The organism is Alcaligenes sp. SMD-FA (assembly GCF_025960365.1).
GTDB classification, from domain to species: Bacteria; Pseudomonadota; Gammaproteobacteria; order Burkholderiales; family Burkholderiaceae_B; genus Alcaligenes; species Alcaligenes aquatilis.
Map to the genome: position 1 here is coordinate 1,638,091 of NZ_CP110108.1, position 23,229 is coordinate 1,661,319.

At 55.7% G+C, this 23,229-nt stretch carries 15 protein-coding genes; 13 read left to right on the forward strand and 2 right to left on the reverse strand.

The features are described from left to right. Nucleotides 1–42 precede the first annotated feature (42 nt). The 6 genes from OKX01_RS07560 to OKX01_RS07585 all read left to right on the forward strand — a co-directional run bounded on the left by OKX01_RS07560 (nt 43) and on the right by OKX01_RS07585 (nt 12,127). A complete protein-coding gene (locus tag OKX01_RS07560) occupies nt 43–8,862 on the forward strand; it encodes a hemagglutinin repeat-containing protein (protein WP_264672719.1) in 8,820 nt (2,939 codons plus the stop codon). Further along, a complete protein-coding gene (locus OKX01_RS07565) occupies nt 8,859–9,323 on the forward strand; it encodes a hypothetical protein (protein ID WP_264672720.1) in 465 nt (154 codons plus the stop codon). Before OKX01_RS07560 ends, OKX01_RS07565 begins: the two co-directional genes overlap by 4 nt. 137 nt (nt 9,324–9,460) lie before the next feature. Then, nucleotides 9,461–9,730: a hypothetical protein gene (locus OKX01_RS07570; RefSeq protein WP_264672721.1), complete on the forward strand. Its 270-nt coding sequence runs from the start codon at nt 9,461–9,463 to the stop codon at nt 9,728–9,730. 21 nt (nt 9,731–9,751) lie between these two features. Next, a complete protein-coding gene (locus tag OKX01_RS07575) occupies nt 9,752–10,225 on the forward strand; it encodes a hypothetical protein (RefSeq protein WP_264672722.1) in 474 nt (157 codons plus the stop codon). Nucleotides 10,226–10,436: 211 nt separating this feature from the next. Further along, a complete protein-coding gene (locus OKX01_RS07580) occupies nt 10,437–10,868 on the forward strand; it encodes a hypothetical protein (RefSeq protein WP_264672723.1) in 432 nt (143 codons plus the stop codon). A 287-nt stretch (nt 10,869–11,155) separates the two neighbouring features. Further along, the gene (locus OKX01_RS07585; RefSeq protein ID WP_264672871.1) at nt 11,156–12,127 is read left to right on the forward strand and encodes a dienelactone hydrolase family protein; all 972 of its coding nucleotides are present in this window, start codon (nt 11,156–11,158) and stop codon (nt 12,125–12,127) included. 92 nt (nt 12,128–12,219) lie between these two features. Here the strand turns inward: OKX01_RS07585 and recJ are convergent, their stop codons facing one another. Beyond that, the gene (recJ, locus tag OKX01_RS07590) at nt 12,220–13,944 is read right to left on the reverse strand and encodes a single-stranded-DNA-specific exonuclease RecJ (protein ID WP_264672724.1); all 1,725 of its coding nucleotides are present in this window, start codon (nt 13,942–13,944) and stop codon (nt 12,220–12,222) included. Next, nucleotides 13,926–14,873, reverse strand: coding sequence for a hypothetical protein (locus OKX01_RS07595; protein ID WP_094196438.1), 948 nt, complete (start codon nt 14,871–14,873; stop codon nt 13,926–13,928). Before OKX01_RS07595 ends, recJ begins: the two co-directional genes overlap by 19 nt. Nucleotides 14,874–14,915: 42 nt before the next feature. Here OKX01_RS07595 and OKX01_RS07600 point away from each other — a divergent pair, with 42 nt between their 5' ends. The 7 genes from OKX01_RS07600 (at nt 14,916) to greB (ending at nt 23,167) form a co-directional block, all read left to right on the forward strand. Next, nucleotides 14,916–16,190 carry a lipoprotein-releasing ABC transporter permease subunit gene (locus tag OKX01_RS07600; RefSeq protein ID WP_094196439.1) on the forward strand — a complete coding sequence of 425 codons (1,275 nt, stop codon included), beginning with the start codon at nt 14,916–14,918 and terminating at the stop codon, nt 16,188–16,190. Next, nucleotides 16,183–16,896, forward strand: a complete 714-nt coding sequence (locus OKX01_RS07605; protein WP_108727337.1) for an ABC transporter ATP-binding protein — start codon at nt 16,183–16,185, stop codon at nt 16,894–16,896. The genes OKX01_RS07600 and OKX01_RS07605 overlap by 8 nt, the downstream gene beginning before the upstream one ends. A gap of 78 nt (nt 16,897–16,974) precedes the next feature. After that, nucleotides 16,975–17,808 (forward strand): TatD family hydrolase, encoded by an 834-nt coding sequence (locus OKX01_RS07610; RefSeq protein ID WP_264672725.1) that lies wholly within the window; start codon nt 16,975–16,977, stop codon nt 17,806–17,808. 406 nt (nt 17,809–18,214) lie between these two features. Continuing rightward, nucleotides 18,215–20,683 (forward strand): DNA internalization-related competence protein ComEC/Rec2, encoded by a 2,469-nt coding sequence (locus OKX01_RS07615; RefSeq protein WP_264672726.1) that lies wholly within the window; start codon nt 18,215–18,217, stop codon nt 20,681–20,683. A 121-nt stretch (nt 20,684–20,804) separates the two neighbouring features. Continuing rightward, nucleotides 20,805–21,701, forward strand: a complete 897-nt coding sequence (locus tag OKX01_RS07620; RefSeq protein WP_125278098.1) for an alpha/beta fold hydrolase — start codon at nt 20,805–20,807, stop codon at nt 21,699–21,701. Between the two features lie 6 nt (nt 21,702–21,707). Then, nucleotides 21,708–22,556 carry a PHP domain-containing protein gene (locus OKX01_RS07625; RefSeq protein WP_094196444.1) on the forward strand — a complete coding sequence of 283 codons (849 nt, stop codon included), beginning with the start codon at nt 21,708–21,710 and terminating at the stop codon, nt 22,554–22,556. Nucleotides 22,557–22,573: 17 nt separating this feature from the next. Continuing rightward, on the forward strand, nt 22,574–23,167 hold the full coding sequence (greB, locus tag OKX01_RS07630; protein WP_094196445.1) for a transcription elongation factor GreB: 594 nt from the start codon (nt 22,574–22,576) through the stop codon (nt 23,165–23,167). Nucleotides 23,168–23,229: the final 62 nt, after the last annotated feature.

Here is a 23,229-nt window from a genome sequence, read left to right on the forward strand (position 1 = left end):
ACCTCTCTTCCTTATTCCGCGCCAGATCAAGAGTGTGATGATATGAACAAGAATTTATATCGTATTGTTTTTAACCGTACGTTGGGCTTATTCCAGGTGGTAGCGGAAATTGTGCGCCGCAATGGACCCGGTGGGCGTGCTGGTGTGAGCACGACCGCGCACAGTCGCTTCCTGGCCATTGTCAACCCTGTCTACTTCGCCCTGGCGATGGCGCTCGGCCAGGTCTTTATGGTGCCGACCGCACATGCTCAGATTGTGGCCGATCCCAGTGCCCCGGGCAATCAGCAGCCAACAGTGCTGGAAGCCGCTAATGGGGTGCCGCTGGTTAACATCCAAACGCCCAGCGCGGCGGGTGTCTCGCGCAATACTTATCAGCAGTTCGATGTCGACCCCCAAGGGGCGATTCTCAACAATGCTCGTACCAGTGTGCAGTCCCAATTGGGTGGCTGGGTGCAAGGTAACCCCTGGCTGGCGCAAGGTACGGCACGCGTTATCTTAAATGAGGTCAACTCCAATGATCCCAGCCTGTTACGGGGCTATGTGGAAGTGGCGGGTGATCGTGCACAACTGATCATTGCCAACCCGGCGGGTATCTCGTGTGATGGTTGTGGTTTTATCAATGCTGACCGTAGCACTTTGACCACTGGCAAACCGATTATCAATGGGGGGGCGCTGGAGGGCTACCGCGTGCAAGGCGGCACCATTTCGGTTTTGGGCAAAGGTTTGGATGCCAGTGCCACTCACTATACGGATTTGATTGCCCGCTCGGTGGAAGTGAATGCGGGCATCTGGGCCCAGCAATTACAGGTCACTACAGGGGTGAATGAGGTCAGTGCCGACCACAGCAAGGTACAAGCCGTGAAGGCCCGTAGTCAGGCGCCCGCGTTTGCCTTGGATGTCGGTGCCTTGGGTGGTATGTACAGCCAGAAAATTGTTCTTGTGGGGACCGAGCGCGGGGTCGGAGTGCGTAATGCGGGCGCTATTGGTGCTCATGTGGGGCAGGTGGTGGTGACTGCCGATGGCCGTTTGGAAAACAGTGGCACGATACAGGCCAAGGCAGATACGCAGATACAGGCCAATGATGGCCTGGCAAACACCGGCGTCATTAGTGCGGGCCGTGAGCTGTCCATAGGCAGTGTCAAGGATATTGATAACCGCAAGGGGACGTTGAACGCGCGGCGGGTGGCGATTCAAGCCCAGTCTTTGGATAATCAGGCAGGCACCATTGAGCAGGCTGGAACCCAGAGTTTGTCATTGTCTGCTGCGCAAATCAGCAACCGGGAGGGGGGGCGTATTGGTTTGATCGCTCAGGGCCCATCGTCAGGACAGACGCCTTCCCCGGGGAGCGGTGCGGATGGGGAAACGGGCGGTACGGGTGCTAATCCGGCGCCTCAGGGGCCGGGCACCGGCCAGGAAGGCCCAGACGGTGGTAGTGTTGCGCCGCTGGAGCCGGGGCAGCTTGATATTGCGACCAGCTTGGACAATACGGGTGGCCGGATTGTGGCTGGTGGCAATATCAATATGCTTGCCAAAGCGGGGCTGAATAATGATGGGGGATACCTGGGCCTAGGGCGGCTTGAGGTGAGCGGCGGTGACTTGAGTAACCGTCAGGGGGAAATCAAACTTGCCGATCAGGCCCAGATTGCCGTCGGACAGTTCAGTAATGACAAGGGCCTGCTGCAATCGGCCGGTTCGCTTGATCTGAGCGCACAGGAACTGTCCAATCGTGGCGGCCAGCTTGTCGCTACAGGCGATCAAGCTACTCGTGTACAGGTGGTGGGCACGCTTGATAACCGTGACGGGGGGAAACTGGCCAGTAATGCTGATCTGAACATTCGAGCCGGTGTCTTGGAAAACAAGGAAGGTGAGGTTTTGCACGCAGGCAGTGGGCACCTTGACCTGGATGCCGCCAACTTGCAGGGGCAGCAAGGCCATATTGCTAGTAATGGCACCTTGAATCTTCGCGGTACAACGACAGACTTGCAACAGGCCACGACGCAGGCACAGACAATAATCGTTGAGACTGGCACGCTCAATACCGCCAGAGGCACTTTGCTGGCCACGGGTGGGGATGCCTTGGTACTGAAGGTGCAAGGCTCGAGCGATAACCGTGACGGAATGATCATCGGCAATGGTCATGTGCAAGTGCAAGCGGGTGCTCTTTATAACCAGGGCGGTACGGTATCGTCCGCACAGACACTGGGCATGGAGGTTCAAGAGCAGCTCAATAATCAAGGTGGCAAGGTATTGGGTGTGGCCGATGTGTTTATTGGCGCCGGAACCGTTGATAACCGTGAAGGCGGTCTGCTTGTGTCCACGGACGGTGGCATGGAGGTACGGACACAGGGCCGTACCGAGAACGCCAACGGCATAGTACAAGGTGCTGCGGCTACCCGCCTGATGAATGCTGGCTTGGGCAATGCGGGGGGCATCGTGTTGGGCTCCCAAGTTGATGTTCATACCCAAGGGGCCTTGCTGGACAATGCTGGCGGCACTATTGCCAGCACGGATGGCACGCTGAATCTGGACAGTGGAGCATTGAATAATGCCGGCGGCTTGCTGCAATCGACCCAAGCGTTGCGTCTGGATACCCATGGGCAGGAACTGATCAACACAGGCTCGGGCAGTGCGGGCGGGATCGTGAGCGGCCAGGCCCTGACGCTGACCAGTGCGAACGTGGATAACCGTGAAGGGGTGATCTACAGCCAAGGTGATGCCAATCTGGAGCTGTCGGGCGTAGCGAACAATACGGCTGGGCTGATAGCGGCAGGTAAGGCACTACACCTTCAGGCGGAGCAGATTCTTAATCAGCATACCCGAGGCACCGATGCCAGCCCTTCTCGGGGCATACAAGGCAAACAGGTCACTTTGACGGCTGACCATGTCGATAACACCGATGGCGATTTGGCCGCGGATGATTCCCTGCTTATTCGTGGTAACGGCATGGCCAGTGTGGTGGATAACACGGCAGGTCAGTTGTATTCGGACGGCCATATTGAACTGGCTGCCCATCGGGTGCATAACCAGTCCGGTACGATGCTGGCTGGCCAATCCTTAGCGCTTGCTGCGGATACGCTGGGTGGGGATGGCAGTCTGCATTCAAAAGGCGATTTGAGTCTGTCTGTTCAGCAGGATTTCACTAATCTGAATGATATTCGAGCTAACGGTCAGGCTGTGATTCGTACGGCTGCCCAATTGAACAATCAGGGCGTGATTCAGGCAGGCACACTAGAAGTGCGGGGCGAACACGTCAATAACACGGCTACGGGGCAGATCAGCGGGGGGCGCACGACCGTTGTTGCCAATGGAACGTTAAGTAATCGTGGCCTTATCGATGGCGCTCGAACTCATATTGATGTGGGCACACTGGATAATGCAGGTACGGGGCGCCTATATGGGGATCATTTAAGCATTCAGGCCGATACCCTCAATAACCGGGAAGAGGGTGATCGTGCTGCTGTCATCGCCGCACGAGAGCGCCTGGATATCGGTGCCAAGCTTATTAATAACCGGGAGCAAGCGCTGATATTCAGTGCTGGCCCAGGTGCTGATGCTCTTAATATCGGTGGTGCGCTGGATGGGCAGGGGCAGGCGAGCGGTCGCGCGGACCTGGTTCTGAATGACAGCGCCGTTATTGAATCTTTGGGTGGCATGAGCATCGATGCCAACCGTTTGCTCAATCGCAACCTGCATTTCAATACCGAATTGGTCCGGGTAGGCGAGCCGACACAGCATACCTATATTCAGCCCTCGGGAGATCCGAATAAGCACGATATCAGTGAGTATCGGTGGGAAGGCTGGAGCCGTGCTGGACGCTATCGTCACCGGGAAACGGGTGCTGAGGTGCGCAAATGGACTCAGTATGAGATTACCCGCAGCGAATATGAAACCCAGGTGACCGAAAGTGCTCCATCCCTGATTCGCGCCGGTGGCAATCTGATTTTACGTGGTAACGAGCTATTGAACGACAAGAGCCAGATCATCGCAGGTGGCGTCCTGCAAGGTGATCTGGATAAGTTAAAGAATGAAGCGGTCTTTGGGCAGCATGTCATTCGTCAGGCTGGAACCAGCCAATACACCTACAGTCGGTGGCGGGGTGGTTTCAAGCGTTATCACCAGCGCAAATGGCAGTCAAAAATTGCCTACAACCCGGCCGATATCGTCACGACATTCAGTCTGGATGTCTCTAAAGTGATCGAGCATGCCGCCGGACAGGGCAGCGGTTTTGCCATTGATGATCGACAGACGGCTCAGGTGGGAGGCCAACTGGAGCGCAAGGGTGCCGTCGAGCGCAAGCCAATAAGTGACGTTCAGGCTCAGGCCCCTGGCGTCAAGGGTGATACGCTCGATCACATCCGGATGGTCCAGATCGACACCGAGATCCCCACTAACAGTTTGTTCCGCACCAGTCCCGATGCCGGTACGTATCTGGTTGAGGCCGACCCGCGCTTTACCGACTATCGCCAATGGCTCAGCTCAGACTATATGTTGACCCGACTTGGCTATGATCCAGTCACCATGCTCAAGCGCCTGGGTGACGGGTTTTATGAGCAAAAGCTGGTGCGTGACCAGATCAATCAATTGACAGGACGCCGTTTCCTGGAGGGCTACGTGAGCGATGAGGAGCAGTATCGCGCTTTGCTGGAAGCAGGCAGCTCCTATGCCAAGAAATGGAATTTGCGTCCCGGGGTGGCGCTCAGTGCTGAGCAAATGGCCCAACTGACTAACGATATGGTGTGGCTGGTCGAGCAGGATGTCACCTTACCGGATGGCAGCACGGCGCGTGCGCTAGTGCCGCAAGTCTATGTTCGCGTAAGACCGGATGATCTCGATGGACGTGGCACCTTAGTGGCGGCCAACGCGATCGATCTGGCCATCAAGGATGATGTGCTCAATTCTGGCACGATAGCTGGGCGCACAGCGGTCCGGATCACAGGACAGAACCTGCGTAACCTGGGCGGGCGTATTGACAGTGACGCGCTTGTCCTTAACGCCCGTGGGGATATTGACCATGTGGGTGGCACGATCCAGGCCAAGAGCGCCTTGTTGCTTGATGCCGGACGCGACCTTAACGTGGCCAGTACGACCCACAGTGATGCCAAGCAGGCAGGAAAAAGTGACTTTAGCCGGACCAATCTGGACCGTGTAGCCGGCCTTTACGTGACTAATTCTGATGGCATTCTGTTGGCGGCAGCCGGTGGTGACCTCACATTGAATGCAGCACAAGTGATCAATAGTGGCAAGGACGGCCAGACCGCGCTGGTGGCCGGTCGTGATGTCAGTCTGGGGACAGTCACCCTTGCAGAACAAGAGAATAATGTTCTTGATACCAACAACTACCTGAAGCAAGGGTATGAGCGGGAGGTAGGCACCGGTATTACGGCCCCGGGCGACGTACGAGTACAAGCAGGTCGAGACTTGACCGCGCGTGCTGCGACCGTGACCAGTGAGCAAGGCGCTGTGGTCGCTGTTGCGCAAGGCCAGGCCCAGATTCTGGCCGGACAAGATAGTCGTAACTGGAGTGAAGGCCGGCAAATCAAAAGTCGTGGTCTGCTCAGTTCCAAGAAAACGACCACCCGTGACAGTCTGGAGGAAACAACGGCCTTATCCAGTATCTTCAGTGGTAAGACTGTGGCTGTGCAAGGGGGAAATGTCACGGTCACTGGCAGTAATGTGGTGTCTGATGCGGGTACCGTTATTGCGGCCCGCAATGATCTGACCATTCAGGCTGCAACAGATACCAAGCAGGAAAGCCATTTCAAGCGGGTCGACAAATCTGGTTTCATGACCGGTGGCGGTTTGAGTTTCACGATTGGCAAGCAGATGCAAAGTGCTGATCAACAGGATGCCAGCACACGGGCAGCGGCCTCGACAATCGGCTCGACGGATGGGGATGTCATGTTGGCAGCGGGTAGTCGCTATCAACAGACAGGTAGTCATGTCCTGGCACCCAAAGGCGATATCGACATTCATGCTAAGCAGGTGGATATTGTTGAAGCTCGTGAAACCGGCATAAACACTCAAGAAAGTAAGTTTCGTCAGTCGGGCCTGACAGTGGCTTTGACCTCGCCGGTCATCTCCGCTATTGAGACGGGTCAGCAGATGAAGCGGGCCTCCAGCGATACCTCTGATACCCGAATGAAAGCCTTAGCCGCCGCGACGACGGGGCTGGCGGCCGTCAATGCCTATGATGCGGTTAGCGCTGATCCTACAACGGGCGGGGGGATCAACCTCTCGATTACGGTTGGTTCTAGTAAAAGTGACAGCAAGTCCACGACCACCTACGACACGGCAGTCGGCTCCACCGTGGCAGCCGGTGGCAATGTGCGTATCAGCGCAACAGGTGCGGGTCAGGATTCTGACCTGACGGTGCGCGGCAGTAACGTTAGTGCAGGGGGCGATGTTCACCTGAAGGCAGATGGTGATATCAACTTGTTGGCAGCAGAAAACACCGTCCAGACGGATCGTCGCAGCAGTAGTTCCAGTGCTGGCGTAGGGGTTGCTGTTTCTTTGGGGTCCAATGGGATTGGCTTTGGTCTCACGGCAAACGCCAGTCGTGGCAAGGGCAAGGGCGAGGGTAGCGATCTGACCTGGAGCCATAGCTATGTCACGGCGGGAGATCGTCTTGTTTTGGAATCTGGCGGCGATACCAATCTGCGTGGCACGGTAGCCAGTGGCCAGCAAGTGGTGGCCGATGTGGGCGGTGATCTCACTATAGAGAGTCTGCAAGATACGAGCCGCTTTACCAGCAACGAGAGTCAGGTGGGCGGTAGCGTGATGGTCGGGGTCGGTTTTTCGGCCAGTGCCAACGTCGGCAAGCAAAAGATCAATAGTGATTACGCCAGCGTTCATGAGCAGTCCCGTATTGAAGCCGGGGATGGCGGTTTTCAAATCGAGGTCAAAGGGAATACGGACCTGAAAGGGGCCGTTATCACCTCTTCCGAGCAAGCCGTCAAGGATGGCCTGAACACCTTGAGCACCGGTACGCTCACTACGAGCGACATCGACAATTACGCCCATTACAAAGCCAGTAGTATGAGCCTGGGTGTTGGGTATAGTTCAGGTGGTAGTGATACCGCATCGGGTGTAGGTACGGACCAGCAAGGCCAAGCTGCCACGGGCGAGCAGGTGCCTGGCACCACTTTGCCTAAGCAGGGCGGCTTTAGCGCCAGCCCGCCGATTGTCATGGCGGCCAGCGGCAAGAGTGGCAGCACCACGTCTAGCGGTATTAGTGGCGCCCAAATCACCATTACAGATCAAGCTAAGCAACAGCTTCTGACAGGGGAAACACTGGATGAGCGTCTGGCCAGTTTGAACCGTGAGGTATTGACGGGCCAGGACGGTAGCAATGCTCTTAAGCCGATTTTCAACGAGCAGGAAATCCAGGCGGGTTTTGAGATTGTCGGGGCTTTGCAACGTGAGACCGGCGTATTCCTGAACAATCGGGCCAAAGAAGCCACAGCCGCCCAGAATGCATGGGATCGTGAGCGGAGCAAGCCGGAAGGTGAGCGTGATCCTGCTCGTTTGGCGGCGCTTGAACAACAGCTAAAAGCCACGGCAATCTGGGCCCCGGGTGGTGCAGGCCGTCAGGTGCTGACAGCCTTGGCGGCGGCCGCTGGGGGTAATGTGACGGGCGCCTCCTCCCAGTTTGCTCAGAATCTGGTGGTCAATTACCTGCAGCAGCAAGGTGCCGGGTTGATCGGAGGCTTAGTTAAAGATGGCACATTGACCGAAGGCAGCGCCTTGCATGCCGCCTTGCACGGGGTGCTGGCGTGTGCGGGAGCGGCGGCCAGCGATCAAGGTTGTGCTGGCGGGGCACTAGGCGCTGCCACCAGTAGCTTGTTGACCAATCTGTTCTTGGATCAACCGGGAGAGACGGCGCAGGCAAAAGAAGCGAAGCGCAATCTGATTGCAACGCTGGTGGCCGGTATCAGTGCAACCGGTGGTCTGGAGGCGGCTACTGCCACCAACAGTGCCATTGCTGCTCTTGATAACAACTATCTGACGCAATCTGCGGTCGATAAAGTGAAAGCCTGCCTGAGCGGCAAGACATGTTCCTCCGAGGAGCAAAAGAAGGCCAGCAAGGAAGAGGCTGAACGGCTCAGTCAGTTTCTAGATAAAGAAATGAATGCGCTTTGCGCGGCCAATCCGGTTGGCGATGCATGTCGTACGGCGGTCAATACGGCCACGCAGTACATTGCCATGCAAGATGCCTGGGCCTTATTGAACGGGGATGTGAATCGTTCGTCCAAAAACACCTTTGATTATGTCTACAACAGCCTTGGAGCAGAAGCGCGCTTTGCGTTGTACTACAACACCATTGATAACCGCGCGGATTTCTTTGGGGCATCGGACCGTTATGAGCAGAACATTGGTTCGGGGGCGAAATGGTATGGGGGGGCGGAATTTGTTTCCAGGGCACCATTAACGGGCTTGGGGGCAGATGGAAGTGGGTCTGGTTATACGTTTCTGCTTGGGTCTACTTTAGCTGGAATAAACGCAGATACTATTTATGATTGGCGATCTGAAGCAGGTAAAGCGTTAATGAGTGCAGGTTTTAGTAATTTTAGTGCACTGTATAACCATGGAGGCGACCCGGTGCGGTGGGATATTAATCAGTTAATAAGTGAACAGCAGACACTTCAGCCTATTCATGAGAAATATCTTAAGAATAGGGTTGTATTTAGGTTTATATCAGAGTTCATGACTGATACTGATTTTATCCTTGGTGCTGGAAATAACTTTGTTACTTCTGATAAGCAAGGTCAGCCCGGAGGGGTTGATATCCTGGATTATCAGTCTCGTGTTAGATACGGATGTAGGCTTCTAGCTTATTCTGAACAGCAAGGTTGCACGCCATGAAGGGTTATCCATATTGGAAGGTTGGATTAGGGTTCTCATTATGTCCTGGCATTGCTGGAATAATTATGGCGCTAGTACTTACATACTATGCTGTGTTAGACCCGAAAGTAGATGGTATCTCGGTTCTTGGAGTTGCTGTTGGATCTTCATTTGTAATGGCTTTGACAGCTATTGTGATTAATATCCCGCCTGCGATTGCTCTAGCAGTGATTTATTTGGCCCTACGCCTATATCGTTCATGGCAAAGCTATTTGCTGGTCGCTTTTTTGGGTGGTTGTGGGGCTTTTTTCTGGGGTGCGTACATATCGCCGATAAACAGGGGGAAGGGCTACTGGCAGGCAATTGCTGAGAGCTGGCTATCTACGCCCTTCGCCAGCGCATTCGTGCTTGGCGCTATTTCTTCATTTGTGATGGCTTTATGGGTTTTACCTAAACGGCCGGAAGTCTATGGGACAGAATGAAATCGTCGGAAGGAGTCCGATCATGAATTGCGATAAGTTAATGTAAATGGGCGCTATTAAATATTTAGTCGATGAATCGATCATTTTTTAGCACCTTTTTTACTTGGCGCGGGAAAACGAAGAGCATAAAGGTGCGAGTGGTCACAGTAACCAACAGCGCCATTGTTGCCCTTGATAACAACCATCTGACGCGATCCTCCATCGATAAAGTGAAAGCCTGCCTGAGCGGCAAGACATGTTCCTCCGAGGAGCAAAAGAAGGCCAGCAAGCAAGAGGCTGAACGGCTCAGTCAGTTCCTGGATCAAGAAATGAATGCGATATGTGCGGCCAATCCGATTGGCGATGCATGTCGTACTGCGGTCAATACAGCCACGCAGTACATTGCCATGCAAGCTGCTTGGATATAACGAAGCGCAGGGATGTAAACCATGAATAAGTATCCTGTATTGAGGGTTATATTGGCTTTCTCTCTCGTTCCTATGTGGGGAGGGTTGTGTATGGGATTGGTAATTCTATTCACGATGCCTGCCTCCGATACCGTAGGACTTTTGTTGAATGTGTGGCTTCAATTCGTAATGTTGTTGCTCCCTATGGCTGTTGCCTTGTTCTTTGAAGTGGTTCTCGCAGCTATTTTGGGGGCACTTTATGCCTGGATAAAGCTAAAAAGAGGAACATTGAGTTACTTGCTTGTCTTTATATGTGGAGGTGCCACAGCCTATGTTTGGACAGCGTATGTTTTTGGGCTGGGCGGAAATGATCTATCAGCTAGATTTCAACATGCCTATCCTTTCATTTTGCAGAACAGACAGTCAAAGGCATTCGTATTAGGGGCGATATTTTCGCTGATAACGGCGATGGTTGTTTTGCCTCCATCTAGGGGAGAGCAAAGCTTCAGGTCGTGAAAACCATTTCAAGCGGGTCGACAAATCTGGTCTCATGGGCAGTGGCTTGGATGCGGCTACCGGCACCAACAGTGCCATTGCTGCTCTTGATGGTATTAAGGGATTTGTTTAAGTACCCTAGCGTCGAATAATTTAACTCATCTTGTGAGAAGGGTTTAGGTTTGTTTATGTTTCAATTTCTGAGGTATAGCCAGAAACAGGGATGCAAACCATGAGTCCGTACCCACGCTGGCGTGTATTTTTGAGTTTCTTGCTGTGTCCCGTGCTGGCCGGCCCATTTATTGGGGTATGGCTGGCGTTGGCGGGGCCACAGTCCGGGGATCAGGCATGGGTGGTGCTGGTAGGCAGTATGGCAGGTGGTTTGCTGGCCGCACTCAATGCGCTTATTTTCTATGGTGTTCCAGCGCTGCTATTAGCCTTGCTCTATAGCGTAGTGAAACCTACAAAAACAGGGCTTAGTGTCTTATTGATTACCCTTCTGGGGGCGCTGACTGCCTTGTTTTGGAATATGTTTGTGTTTCCCGGTCTAAAGGATTGGGCGAGTGCGTTGTTAGGAGGCGGCACCTCATTGTTCATGGCCCTATGGGCCTTACCTGAGCAGTCTCCAAATTCGCATTTGAAAGGCACGATGTCAGACAAGTAGAACGAAATCGACTATGAATGTTGATGGGGGATGTAAATAGGTTCTAACAAAAATTAAAGCAAAGGGCCGATCATTTTTTGCACCTTGTCTCAGTAGCGGGGAGTGTGAGCAAAGAGCACTAAGGGACAAGCGGTCATGGCAATCAATAGCGTCCATAGGCCTGCCAAGCTCGGTTGAATCACACTTTTATTTATGTTGCACTAGGGATGAAGCCGCAGCGTCGCCGTACCACTTGGTGACAGCGGCACGCTTTATGTTCTGAACGAGATTTCCTGGTCGTGGTGGCGATGAAAAACAGTAGACAGAGCCTGGTGAATAATCGGATTGGTGCAGAGCAGACAGCCAGCGACTTTACGCGTAGGTCTGGTTCGCGGATCAGGAACTTGGTTGCAGCGGCCTTGGTTTTTGTGCTGGGCGGGACCATGCTGGGAGTGGCACGGGGAGAACCGGTGCAGCCCGAGCAGCTTAGTTTTCCTAGCCTTGATACGTGGAAGGGAGATCAGGCTTTAATGCTGGACGGATACCTGTTCAAGCCGGCAGGCCAGGCGCCTTTTCCTGCTGTTGTTATGTTTCATGGCTGCGCCGGAGCATTATCTGCCAAGACCGGGCGCATCACCTCGCGATTTATCAATATGGCGCAGTTGCTCAACGAGATGGGCTATGCGGTGTTGATGGTGGACAGCTTTAATCCACGCGATGTGTCACAGATATGCACGACTCCTCTTGCGGATCGGGATATCAAGAACAGACACCGGATCTTGGATGCTTATGGGGCCTTGCAATACCTGAATTCGCGCTCCGACATTGTTAGGGACAAGATCGGCGCCATCGGATTTTCGCATGGGGGGAGCGGTGCATTGTCGGCAATGGATGCGACAAGTGAAGGGTATAAGCGTTCGGGACAGAAATTTGTAGCAGCGGTGGCCTTATATCCAGGTTGTGGCTGGCAGTCGCGCAAGCGTCCCGAGTTTTCTGCGTATGGCCCCTTGCTGATTTTAGCGGGCGAGAAAGACGATTGGACGCCAGTAGAGCCTTGCAAGGAGTTGGCTACCCGTAGTCAGCAGCGCAACGAGCCCGTTGAACTGCTTGTGTATGAGGGTGCCTATCACGCTTTTGACAGCGAAAATGAGGTCTATGTCCGTAAAAATGTCCCCAACGGTGTTAATGGCGAGGCGGGGGTGCATGTAGGAGCTAATCCGGCCGCCCGCGAAGCGGCCTATAAACGCATTCGCAAATTCTTTCGTGAGCATTTGAGTTAACGCATCCTAAGTGCGCTATCCCTGTTTGTGTGGTTATGAACAAGGGATAGCGGACGTAGATGTATGGTCGCGAAAGAAGTGATTGGGTACGGTCAGCAAGGTGGATCGATGGGACAGTCCTGAGCAAATTCAATAATGAATTGCACGCTGACGTTTCCATTCCATTCGTTCTGATCCAGACGATAAGCCGCCTCGATATGCTCGGGCAGCAAGGTATCGCGATTGAACCAAATGGCATCGAAGTATTCGCCGTTACGCTCCAGGCTCAGTTTCAAATGCTTGTTTTTCAGCAGGCGCTGCTGGCGCACAAAGAACCGGTCACGGAATACTGGCGCTGGAAAACCTGCACCCCAGACTTGTTTTTGCAATATGCCCGCCACCGTAATATTGATGTGTTCAGGTTCCAGCGAACCGTCGGTTTCGATGATAGGGTCAAATTGAAAGCGGCCTGTCAGTTCCTGCACCGCTTCTTCAAAAGCCTGCACGAATACATCGTAATTGTCCTCTTCAATGGTCAGGCCGGCTGCCATGGCGTGACCACCAAACTTCAGAATCAGACCGGGATAGCGTTTGGAGACCAAGTCCAGCGCATCGCGCAGATGCACGTCGGGAATAGAACGGCCCGAACCTTTGATCTCGCCTTCGTCACCTTGGGCAAAGGCCAGGGTAGGGCGCCAATACTTTTCTTTCAGACGTGAGGCGACCAGTCCGACGATGCCTTGGTGCCATTCCGGGTGAAACACGCACACCGTGGCACTGGTGTCCGGTTCAGCCAGCTCGGCCGCGCGTAGCGCCTCTTCGCGCATGGACTGCTCAATCGAGCGGCGATCCTGGTTCATTTCTTCCAGTTCGCGGGCCAGATTGGCGGCTTCATCCTCGTCGTCCGTGATCAGGCAGCGTATGCCCAAGGCCATATCGGCCAGTCGACCAGCGGCGTTGATGCGTGGGCCCAAGGCAAAACCCAGATCAAAGGCACTGGCCTGACGCGGATCGCGGCCTGCAACCTGGAACAGGGCGCGCAGTCCGGCTTGCATCTGGCCCTTGCGCATGCGCTCCAGCCCTTGAGTGACGATCAGGCGGTTGTTGGCATCCAGGCTGACCACGTCGGCCACAGTACCCAGGGCGACCAGATCAGCCAGCTCGTTCAGGCGTGGGCCGGCGTTGGCTTCATACACTCCGCGCTGGCGCAGCTCGGCACGCAAAGCCAGCATCAGGTAAAAAATAACGCCCACACCGGCCAGGTTCTTGGAGGGGAATTCACAGCCGGGCTGATTGGGGTTCACAATCGCCAGAGCATCGGGCAATTCATCACCAGGCAAGTGATGGTCTGTGACCAGAACTTTCATACCCGCCATATGGGCGGCTTGCACGCCATCAATACTGGCAATGCCGTTATCCACCGTAATCAGCAGATCTGGCTTGCCCGAGGGGTGTTGCTCAGCCAGTTCCACCACGGCGGGTGATAAGCCATAGCCGGTTTCAAAGCGGTTTGGCACCAGAAAGTCCACGACAGCGCCCATGCTGCGAAGTGCACGCAGGCCCACGGCACAGGCGGTAGCGCCGTCACAGTCGTAGTCGGCAATGATCAGCATGCGATCCCGACGGGCAATGGTATCGGCCAGCAAGACGGCGGCTTCACGCGCCTGGGTCAGCATATTGGGCGGAATCATGTTGCGCCAGGCCGGATCGATCTGGGCGGCATCGGTCACACCTCGAGAGGCCAGCAAGCGGGCCATTAAATCGTGAATCCCGGCCTGCTTCAGGGCTTGGCTGGCGGCTTCTTGGGCGGGACGGTTTTTCAGGATAGGGGTGACCACCACTGACTCCAGTTAGAGGTTTGTTTGAACAGGGACAGAGGCCAGAGACGGCGCGAGGCAGGACCGACGTGAGCGTAGCGGTCCAGTCCGGTCAGCACCAGCTCAGGCATGGGCCCTGCCGTGAGGGGGGCGAGCACGGTACGATCCAGCTCGGCCAGTTGTTGCAGCCAAAGCCCCCAGTCTTGTCGTATCAGGCTGTCTTGCAAATCATCAATAATGCGCAGCCCGGCAGGCTCGGGGCCTAGCTGTTGAGAGGTGGCTCCGCCAAACAGCCACAAGCTGTTCACATTGGGCAGGCCCGCCTGTTCGCGTTCCTGATTGTCCGGGAGCGCAAAGGTCAGCATCTGGAACTCATTGATCAGGCGACGCCAGGGGCGGGTTTGCACATCCTGTGTCCACCAATTATTCAAATTGCTTTGGCTGACCAATTCTGTAGAGGCCGCATGCACCGTAAAATCAGCCGGTGGAGTGACGCGCCATAACTCGGGGCTAACGTACTCGAACTGAAAGCCGGTGTCCTCAAGATAGGGGCCAATAGCCGCCAGCAGGGCCCGACTATAGGACTCGGACAAGGTCAGCTGTGGCGCCGGTATCAGCATGGCGCCCTCGCGAGAAGGGGCGATGTGAACCAGCTCTGCCAGCCAGACCGCTTGGTCCGGTGCCACTGAGTGGATTTGTTTCAACTGGCGTAGCCGCAAAGGGGCCAGACCTGCGCTAAGATGCTGGGCTTGGTGCGCCGTAAAGTGATGGGCGTGCAAAAGCCAGGATTGTGCTGGCGTGCACAGGTCCTCGGACGGATCACGTACCGACAGCGTCCCCTTGCCCTGAGTGAGTAACTGAACCAGTGAAGGGGCCGTCTGGGGCAAGTGTTTGATGAGTTCGCGCGCGATGGCCGGTTCCGGCAGCGCACCGTTGATTACGATCTGCATGATAGCGATTGTAGTGTTTTCTTTGAGGCGATAGCAGCTCGCATGGGATACGAATTTTGGATTGGGGCGCGGTATGCCGGCCTGGCTAAGGGTCGCAAACGGCGTGGGGGACGAAAAGACCGTTTCGTCTCCTTTATTGCGGGCAGCTCAATGGCGGGGATTGCCTTAGGTGTTGCCGCGCTGATTGTGGTGCTGTCTGTCATGAACGGTTTTCAGACTCAGGTGCGCGATCGCATGCTGTCGGTCTTGCCGCATATTGAATTGATTGTGCGCAATGCAGACCATCAACAAGTGTTGAATGAATGGAAAACGCTGGCCCAAAACGCCCAGACCAATCCGGCGGTGGTGGGCTCGGCGCCTTATGTGGCCGGGCAGGGCATGCTGGTGCGCAGCAATCAATTGATGGGTGTGCAGGTCCGTGGCATTGAGCCTGACCAGGAAAGCAAGGTGTCCGAGCTGGCCCAGCAAATGGTGGTGGGCAGACTTGAAAGTCTGCAGCCAGGCACGTTCGGCATTGTGTTGGGAGAGCAGTTGGCCAATCAGTTGCGTGTCAACACGGGCGATACGGTCATGCTGATGGCTCCGCAAGGATCGATCTCACCGGCCGGTTTTTCGCCCCGCATGCGCCAGTTCACGGTAAGCGGCGTGTTTTCTTCCGGCTATTACGAATACGATGCCAGCCTGGCTTTTGTAAACGTGGAAGACGCTTCCAAGATTTTCCGCGACAGCGGCAATAGCGGCGTGCGTCTGCGTATCAAAGACATGCAGCAGGCGCCGATGGTGGCTCAGGAGTTGGCCAGCAAAATGCCGCGTAACGTGCTGGTGTCCGACTGGACAGCCAATAATCGCACGTGGTTTGCCGCCGTTCAAACTGAAAAACGCATGATGTTTCTGATCCTGGCGCTGATTGTGGCCGTGGCCGCGTTCAACCTGCTGTCCTCGCTGGTGATGGCGGTAAAAGACAAACAGTCGGATATTGCGATTTTGCGCACGATTGGTGCTACCCCCAGTGAGATTGCCCGTATTTTCCTGGTGCAAGGGGCCTTGATTGGCGTGGTGGGCACCTTGCTGGGCGTCGGTTTGGGCACCTTGATTGCCTACAATATTGACGTCATCGTGCCCTTTATTGAAAACCTGATGGGCCGTAAATTCCTGCCTCAGCAGATCTACTTCATCAGCGAGCTGCCGTCCAATCCGCAGGTCTACGACATTGTGCTGATTGCCATCGTTTCTTTGGTTCTGTCCTTTCTGGCCACGCTGTACCCAAGCTGGCGTGCGTCCAAGCTTCAACCTGCACAGGTACTGCGCCATGACTGATCTTATCGCTCCAACCGTCTTGCGCGCCCGTGATGTCAGCGTCCAGTACGAGGAAGGCGGCAATACCATCCACGTGCTTTCCGGGGTAAATCTGGAAGTGTGCCGTGGCGAGATGGTGGCCATTATTGGTGCTTCCGGCTCGGGTAAAAGTACCTTGCTGCATGCGTTGGGTCTGCTGGACAAACCCAATACAGGCAGCATCGAGGTCAACGGCACCCAGACGGAAAGCTTGAATGAAAGCGAGCGCAGTCACTTGCGCAACAAAGTGTTGGGCTTTGTGTACCAGTTCCACCACCTGTTGCCTGAGTTTGATGCGCTCGATAATGTGGCCATGCCTTTGATCGTGCGCCGCATGAAGCGCGCAGACGCACGCGAACAGGCCCAGCAATTTTTGGAACAAGTGGGTTTGTCGCAGCGTGTGCATCACTATCCGGGCCAATTGTCTGGGGGCGAACGCCAGCGGGTTGCCTTGGCGCGTGCTTTGGTGACACGACCTGCCTGCGTGCTGGCCGATGAGCCTACCGGTAATCTGGATCGTTACACCGCTGAGGGCATGTTTGAGCTGTTAAGCCGGGTTAATGAAGAGTTCGGCACGGCGTTTGTCATCGTGACCCATGACCAGGCCTTGGCTTCTTTGGCCCATCGTCAATTGGTCATGGACAAGGGTTACCTGACTCAGGAAATCAAGGCCGATCGTCGGTCTTGATCGCTAGCAAGGACGTGGCCCGTCGCGCCGCGTCCCGTTCCTTGTCGGCTCGGCCTGGTTTTGGGGGAGAGTCTCGCTATGCTTATCGATACGCACTGCCATCTGGATGCTCCCGAGTTTGCTCAAGACCGAGAGCAGGTCATTGAGCGTGCCCGTGCGGCGGGCGTCTGTTCGATTGTGGTGCCTTCCGTAGGGGTATTCGATTTTCAGGCCGCCCGCGAGACAGCCATGGCGGCGCCCGGTGGTGTGTATGCCTTGGGTATTCATCCCCTGTTTACACCTAAAGCGGGGGCAGCGGATCTGGAAGCCCTGGAGCAGGAAATCCAGCGGCGTCTGGATGATCCGCGTTTTGTTGCTCTGGGTGAAATCGGTCTGGATTACTTTGTGCCAGAGCTGAAAACCGATCAGGCCAGCCGTCATCAGGAATGGTTGTATGAAGCCCAATTGGCCATGGCGCAACGCTATGGCCTGCCTGTACTTCTGCATGTACGCCGCTCCCAGGATAGGGTATTGAAATATCTGCGGCAGTTTCCGGGAGTAGGCGGAATCGCTCATGCGTTTAACGGGAGCGAGCAGCAGGCGCAGATGTTTGTACGTCAGGGCTGTGCCTTGGGTTTTGGCGGGGCCATGACCTTTGGCCGGGCCAAGCAGATTCGCCGTCTGGCGCAGGACATGAGCCTGGCTGATATGGTGCTGGAGACCGATGCGCCGGATCTGGCGCCGTCCTGGCTGGTGGAGCCGGGAACGCCGCTGGCTTCGGTTCGTAATGAGCCGGCTGAAGTGAAGGGCATCGCGGCAAGTCTGGCGCAACTGAGAGGGATGGACGTGGCCGACGTTATTGCCCAGACCGGGGCGACAGCACGACGAGTCTTGCCACGACTGGATGCGTTTTTAGCTAGCCAAGGGCTTTAAGTTGAATTCAGTTTTTTTAGCTTGTCGGGACTGTTTTTCTGCAGTCTGAGGTGTTTGAGGCTGACTTTGTGCTTGCTTGTCCAATCGCTTCATCTCAAGCCATCTAGCTTTCTCGCTTCTTATCTTTTCCTCAGCCCCATCATTCCCCCCGGCTCTATCGCTGCCTCTATTTAGGGCAGGCCGCTGCCATTAACTCTGCCCACTAAGGTTGCGGTGAAACTCCCTGCTCTTCTTCTTGCTACTTTTGCCTGTGTCTTTGCACATAGTCCATCTTTTAGCTAAGAGGGTCTTCTTGCCTATGGGTATAAGCCGATGTGAGCAAAGAGTCCTTTTTCCAGATGTCTGAAGCAGCCTTGAACTCTACGCTATAGATTTGCATGGAGTTCGCGATGACAAGGCAGTGCCCATGATAGGGCGTGCGTGTTTAGCCGCTTTTGTGCTTGCAGCAACATTCACCCATTTCCTGAAGCCTTCTTATCTTGCTTTTCCTGTTTGGCTGTGGCTAGGTGGCGCTGTTTTGAGCCTTTTTCTGGCCCAGCGTTTTTCTTTTTTCTACGTGTTGGTCTTCGCCTGTGTGGGGGCAGGCTATAGCGTTTGGCATATACAAGATCGACTTGCTCAATTTGTCCCGGCAGCGGATATCAATAAAGTCAGCCGGGTAGAGCTGGAAATTCAGTCCTTGATACAGGCCGGATCGAACTACCGACAGTTTCAGGCCAAGGTCTTGCGCTCTCAGCCCCCCGGTCTGCCCGAGCAGATTCTGGTTCGCTGGACTGCGGCTCAAGGTCATCGGTCCTTATACCGCGAACCGTCTGTGCAGCACTTTCCGGAGTTGATGCCCGGTCAACGCTGGCGTATGTCTTTATTAGTACGCCCGCCTCAAGGGGCGCGCAATCCCCATGGATTTGATGCGGAACGTCATGCCATGATTCAGGGCTGGCGGGCGGTGGGCAGTGTGCGAGGTCAGCCCGAACGCTTGGCCTTTGATCCGGCGCAGTCCTGGTCCACCTGGACGCAGCGCCTGCGTCACCATTTGCGCGGCACGTTGGGGCCCTATGTGCAAGAAAGGCGCTGGGGCGGGGTGATGCTGGCCTTGTCTTTGGGTGATCAGGCCAGTATTGCCCCGTCGGATTGGCTGATCTTCAATCGCACTGGGCTGACGCATTTGGTGTCCATCAGCGGCACGCACGTAACGTTCCTGGCCGTGTTGCTGGCTGCGGTCGTGTCCTGGTGCTGGCGACGGCTTCGTTGGGGGCGCTGGGTATTGGCCCAACAGATACCCGCTCCAGTTGCCGCCACTTACATAGGTATTGCTGCAGCGGGCGCGTATTGCGTGATAGCGGGCTGGGGCGTCCCCGCGCAGCGTACGTTTTTGATGTTGCTGGTGCTGGGCGTCTGCCGTATTCGGGGATTGCATTTGGGAGCCAGCCGTACCTTGCTGATTGCCGCCCTTTGTGTGGTTTTGCACGATCCGTGGTCGGGGTTGACCACGGGTTTTTATCTTTCTTTCGCCGCTGTTTCCGTGCTGTTTGCTTTTGGCTATTTGATGGGGCAAGTGCCGCAGCCGGGATCGTGGTGGCAGCGCTGGGGGCGGCGAATCTGGGTTGCGACGCAACTGCAAGTGCTGATCACTCTAGCTTTATTGCCAGCACTGGCGCCCTTGTTTCATGAGATTTCGTTAGCCTCCTTGCCTGCGAACGCCTACGCCATCACCTTGATTGGTTCGATTGTGACGCCTTTGGTGCTGCTCTTGTTGCTTCTGGCGGCGCTGCAGGCCCCGCCGACCTGGTGCGAATCTGTCGCCTATTTTGCTCATGCGGTGTTGGACTTCACCATGCAGCCTACGGTCTGGTTGGCCGAGCACAGTCTTGCCAGCGTGCCCGTGCCTGCCCAGCATTGGGCGTGGACGGTTCTGGCTTTGCTGGGGGTCTTGTTGATGCTCTTGCCTAAAGGTTTCGTGTCCCGTTTGAGCGGCTTGTCTTTGTTGTTGCCCGCACTGACCTTACGCCCCTCCTTGTTACAGGAAGGGGATTGGGACCTGTTCGCCTTGGATGTCGGCCAAGGCAGTGCCGTGGTGCTGCGTACTCGAAATCAGGTGTTGTTATTTGATGTTGGAAACCGCTATGGCCCCGATTCTGATGAGGGCAAGCGCAGCATTGCGCCTTGGTTGAAGGCCAAGGGAATAGGGCGGGTAGACACGCTGGTACTGTCTCATGCGGATATGGACCATGTGGGTGGAGCGCGCAGCGTATTAGCGGCGGTGTCGGTTGGTCGCTCCTATAGCAGCTTTGACCTGGACGCTCATTTGAGTCGGGAGGAGCGTTTACTGAGTGTGCCTGCTGGCTCCTCTATGCGCCCGCAGCAGGCCTTGCGTTGCGAGCAGGATGTGAGCTGGGAGGTAGACGGTGTACGTTTCCGGTTCTGGTGGCCGCCTGCTGACGAGGCCAGTTTCAAGGCTGCCTATGGGCGCGAGGAAGACAAAAACGCCATTAGCTGTGTGCTGGAGGTCCAGGGCCACAGACACAGTGCCTTGCTGTTGGGCGATGCGGGCGTGGCACAGGAACAGGCCATTGTGGCGGCGGGTTTGGGACCTATTGATGTCGTGGTGGTCGGGCATCATGGGTCCCGCACGTCCTCGGGGGCGCATTTCGTCAAACAGATGCAGGCCGGGTTGGCGATTGCTCAAGTGGGTTGGTGGAACCGCTTTAACCATCCGTATCCGTTGGTACAAGCGCGTTGGGAACGGTCCGGCGCTTTATTCTTGCGTACTGATCAATGGGGTGCCCTGACGGTGGAGTCGCGCCCCTCGGCGCTCTATTATTTTGGCGAGCGTGATCGCTATGCTCGCTACTGGCAATCTCCTGCGCCACCCTGACAGCAGGATAGAAACGGCACAGTAAAGCCTTCGGGCTGGGCTACAATGGTTCTTTATCCGTCAAATTCTGGTCTGAGCGTTCATGACAACTGATCTTCAGGAGCCGCGCCTTAATTGGCTTATGTGTGCCAGTGCCTCGGGTACGCACCGTATGGCGTACTGGGAGTGGGGCGATCCAAGTAACGACCACGTCTTGATGTGCGTGCATGGTTTGACGCGCACGGGCCGGGATTTTGATCAATTGGCCCAGCGACTGTCCAAACGCTACCGCGTAGTAGCCCCCGATATTGTCGGGCGTGGTCGCTCGGATTGGCTGATTGACCCGACCGCTTACGCTATCCCCCAATACGTCGCCGACATGTTGGTGCTGATTGCCCGTTTGCATCCGACGCGACTGGATTGGGTAGGCACGTCCATGGGCGGTTTGATTGCCCTGGGCTTACACGGAGCGCAAACGATGTCGGCCTTGTTGCGTCCGGCTCGCCCCGGTCCCGGTCTGGGTACCGAGCCACTGACATTGCCCTTGGGTCGAGTCGTTCTGAACGATGTAGGCCCGGTGCTGGATATGACAGGCTTGCAACGCATCAGTGAGTACGTCGGTCAGTCCGTGCTGTTTGATACGTTCGAGCAGGCGGTGGAGTATGTACGCTCTGTTTCGGCTTCCTTTGGCGAGCATTCGGCCCAAGAGTGGGCGGAAATGTCCCGCCATGTGTTTGTGGAGCATGAAGGCAAATGGCGTCGCCATTACGACTTGCGCCTGTCGCTTGCCTTTGCTCACCAGGCGGACGTGGATTTGGACGCGGCACAGGCTTTATTGTGGGGCGCTTATGAGAGTTTGCCTGACAAGGTGCTGATTGTACGCGGCCAACAGTCCGATCTTTTGAAACCGGAAGTGGTACAGGACATGTTGCAGCGCAATCCCAATTCGCAACTGGTGACCATTCCCAATGTGGGGCATGCGCCCATGCTGCGCAATGCCGAGCAAATCGACCCCATCGACTATTTTCTTGCTGGATAGCCCCTTATGAGTGTTCAGGCCCGCTTGCCCGTTGATTTGCATTGCCATTCCATTTATTCAGATGGTGTGCTCAGCCCGGCGGAGCTAGCCGCGCGTGCGCATGCTAACGGTGTGAAACTGTGGGCCCTGACGGATCATGACGAAATCGGTGGCTTGAAACTGGCCCGGCACTATGCCGAGGAGCTGGGCATGTGTTTTGTGGATGGGGTGGAAATCTCCGTCACTTGGGCAAATAAGACCATTCATATTGTGGGTTTGGGGGTGGACCCCGATCATTCTGCCTTACAGCAGGCGCTGCATGATGTGCGTGCTGGCCGTGGACAGCGTGCGCGTCAAATGGGTGAGCGCCTGGCAAATTTGGGTTTCCCTGATGCCTATGAAGGGGCCGTCCCATTTGCGGCCAACCCTGAATTGATCAGCCGTACGCACTTTGCCCGTTTCCTGGTGCAGAAAGGATATTGCGCTGATATGAATGAAGCCTTTCGCCGCTATCTGGCAGATGGCAAGCCCGCCGCAGTAGAAACGGTCTGGGCCAGGCTGGAAGAGGCGGTGGGCTGGATACGCGAGTCTGGCGGCAAGGCCATTATTGCTCACCCCGCACGGTATGAATTGGACGATACCCGCAGTCATGCCTTATATGCCCAGTTTCTAGAACTGGGCGGCGTGGGTATTGAGGTGCTGACGGGCAGCCACACACCGCAGGAATACAGCGTGTATACCCAGGTAGCACGTCGCTATGGTTTTGAAGTGTCCTGTGGGTCGGATTTTCATGGTCCCAACGAAGGGCGTGTGGATTTAGGCGGTCTACCACCTTTGCCCTCGGGGTTGAAACCCGTTTGGCAGGAGTGGCTCTAGCAGGAGCCTTGAAAGCGATGAATAAAGCCTTTGTGAAAGAGTCCGATCAGGACGATGACGACGATCTGGACTCCCCGGCCAGTGCGTTGCCCAGTGGCACCAAGAATTACATGACAGTCTTGGGCTACCGCCGCTTGCGTGGCGAACTGACGCATTTAATGAACAAAGAACGTCCCGAAGTGGTGCAGATTGTCTCGTGGGCTGCCTCCAACGGTGACCGTTCCGAAAACGGCGATTACCTGTACGGCAAAAAGCGCCTGCGGGAAATTGACCGCCGTATCCGTTTCTTGACCAAGCGTCTGGAAATTGCCGAGGTGGTCGATCCCGGCTTGCAGCCCAATCCTGATCAGGTGTTTTTTGGCGCAACGGTTGTTTATAGCGATAGTCAGGGCGAAGAGTTCACCATCACCATTGTGGGGGTGGACGAGGCCGAGCCGCTGCAAGGCCGGATCAGTTGGATTTCTCCGGTGGCCCGCGCTCTGATCAAAGCGCGTGAAGGCGACACCGTGGTGCTGCGCACCCCGGCTGGCAAGGAAGAGCTGGATATTCTGGAAGTGTCCTATCCCGAGCCTGCGCCAGCCCCTGATCTGGATGGAGACAGCCCGATTTGAACGCCGTACCGGGTCCGTATTGGAGATTACGGGGCGCCAATCGCTCCGGCCCCTCAAGACGT

Excerpts from the sequence above, each read along its gene's own strand:
- OKX01_RS07560 (WP_264672719.1), top strand. The coding sequence starts at position 43 with ATGAACAAGAATTTATATCGTATTGTTTTTAACCGTACGTTGGGCTTA.
- OKX01_RS07565 (WP_264672720.1), top strand. The coding sequence starts at position 8,859 with ATGAAGGGTTATCCATATTGGAAGGTTGGATTAGGGTTCTCATTATGT.
- OKX01_RS07575 (WP_264672722.1), top strand. The coding sequence starts at position 9,752 with ATGAATAAGTATCCTGTATTGAGGGTTATATTGGCTTTCTCTCTCGTT.
- OKX01_RS07580 (WP_264672723.1), top strand. The coding sequence starts at position 10,437 with ATGAGTCCGTACCCACGCTGGCGTGTATTTTTGAGTTTCTTGCTGTGT.
- OKX01_RS07585 (WP_264672871.1), top strand. The coding sequence starts at position 11,156 with ATGAAAAACAGTAGACAGAGCCTGGTGAATAATCGGATTGGTGCAGAG.
- OKX01_RS07595 (WP_094196438.1), bottom strand. The coding sequence starts at position 14,873 with ATGCAGATCGTAATCAACGGTGCGCTGCCGGAACCGGCCATCGCGCGC.
- OKX01_RS07600 (WP_094196439.1), top strand. The coding sequence starts at position 14,916 with ATGGGATACGAATTTTGGATTGGGGCGCGGTATGCCGGCCTGGCTAAG.
- OKX01_RS07605 (WP_108727337.1), top strand. The coding sequence starts at position 16,183 with ATGACTGATCTTATCGCTCCAACCGTCTTGCGCGCCCGTGATGTCAGC.
- OKX01_RS07610 (WP_264672725.1), top strand. The coding sequence starts at position 16,975 with ATGCTTATCGATACGCACTGCCATCTGGATGCTCCCGAGTTTGCTCAA.
- OKX01_RS07615 (WP_264672726.1), top strand. The coding sequence starts at position 18,215 with ATGATAGGGCGTGCGTGTTTAGCCGCTTTTGTGCTTGCAGCAACATTC.
- OKX01_RS07620 (WP_125278098.1), top strand. The coding sequence starts at position 20,805 with ATGTGTGCCAGTGCCTCGGGTACGCACCGTATGGCGTACTGGGAGTGG.
- OKX01_RS07625 (WP_094196444.1), top strand. The coding sequence starts at position 21,708 with ATGAGTGTTCAGGCCCGCTTGCCCGTTGATTTGCATTGCCATTCCATT.
- greB (WP_094196445.1), top strand. The coding sequence starts at position 22,574 with ATGAATAAAGCCTTTGTGAAAGAGTCCGATCAGGACGATGACGACGAT.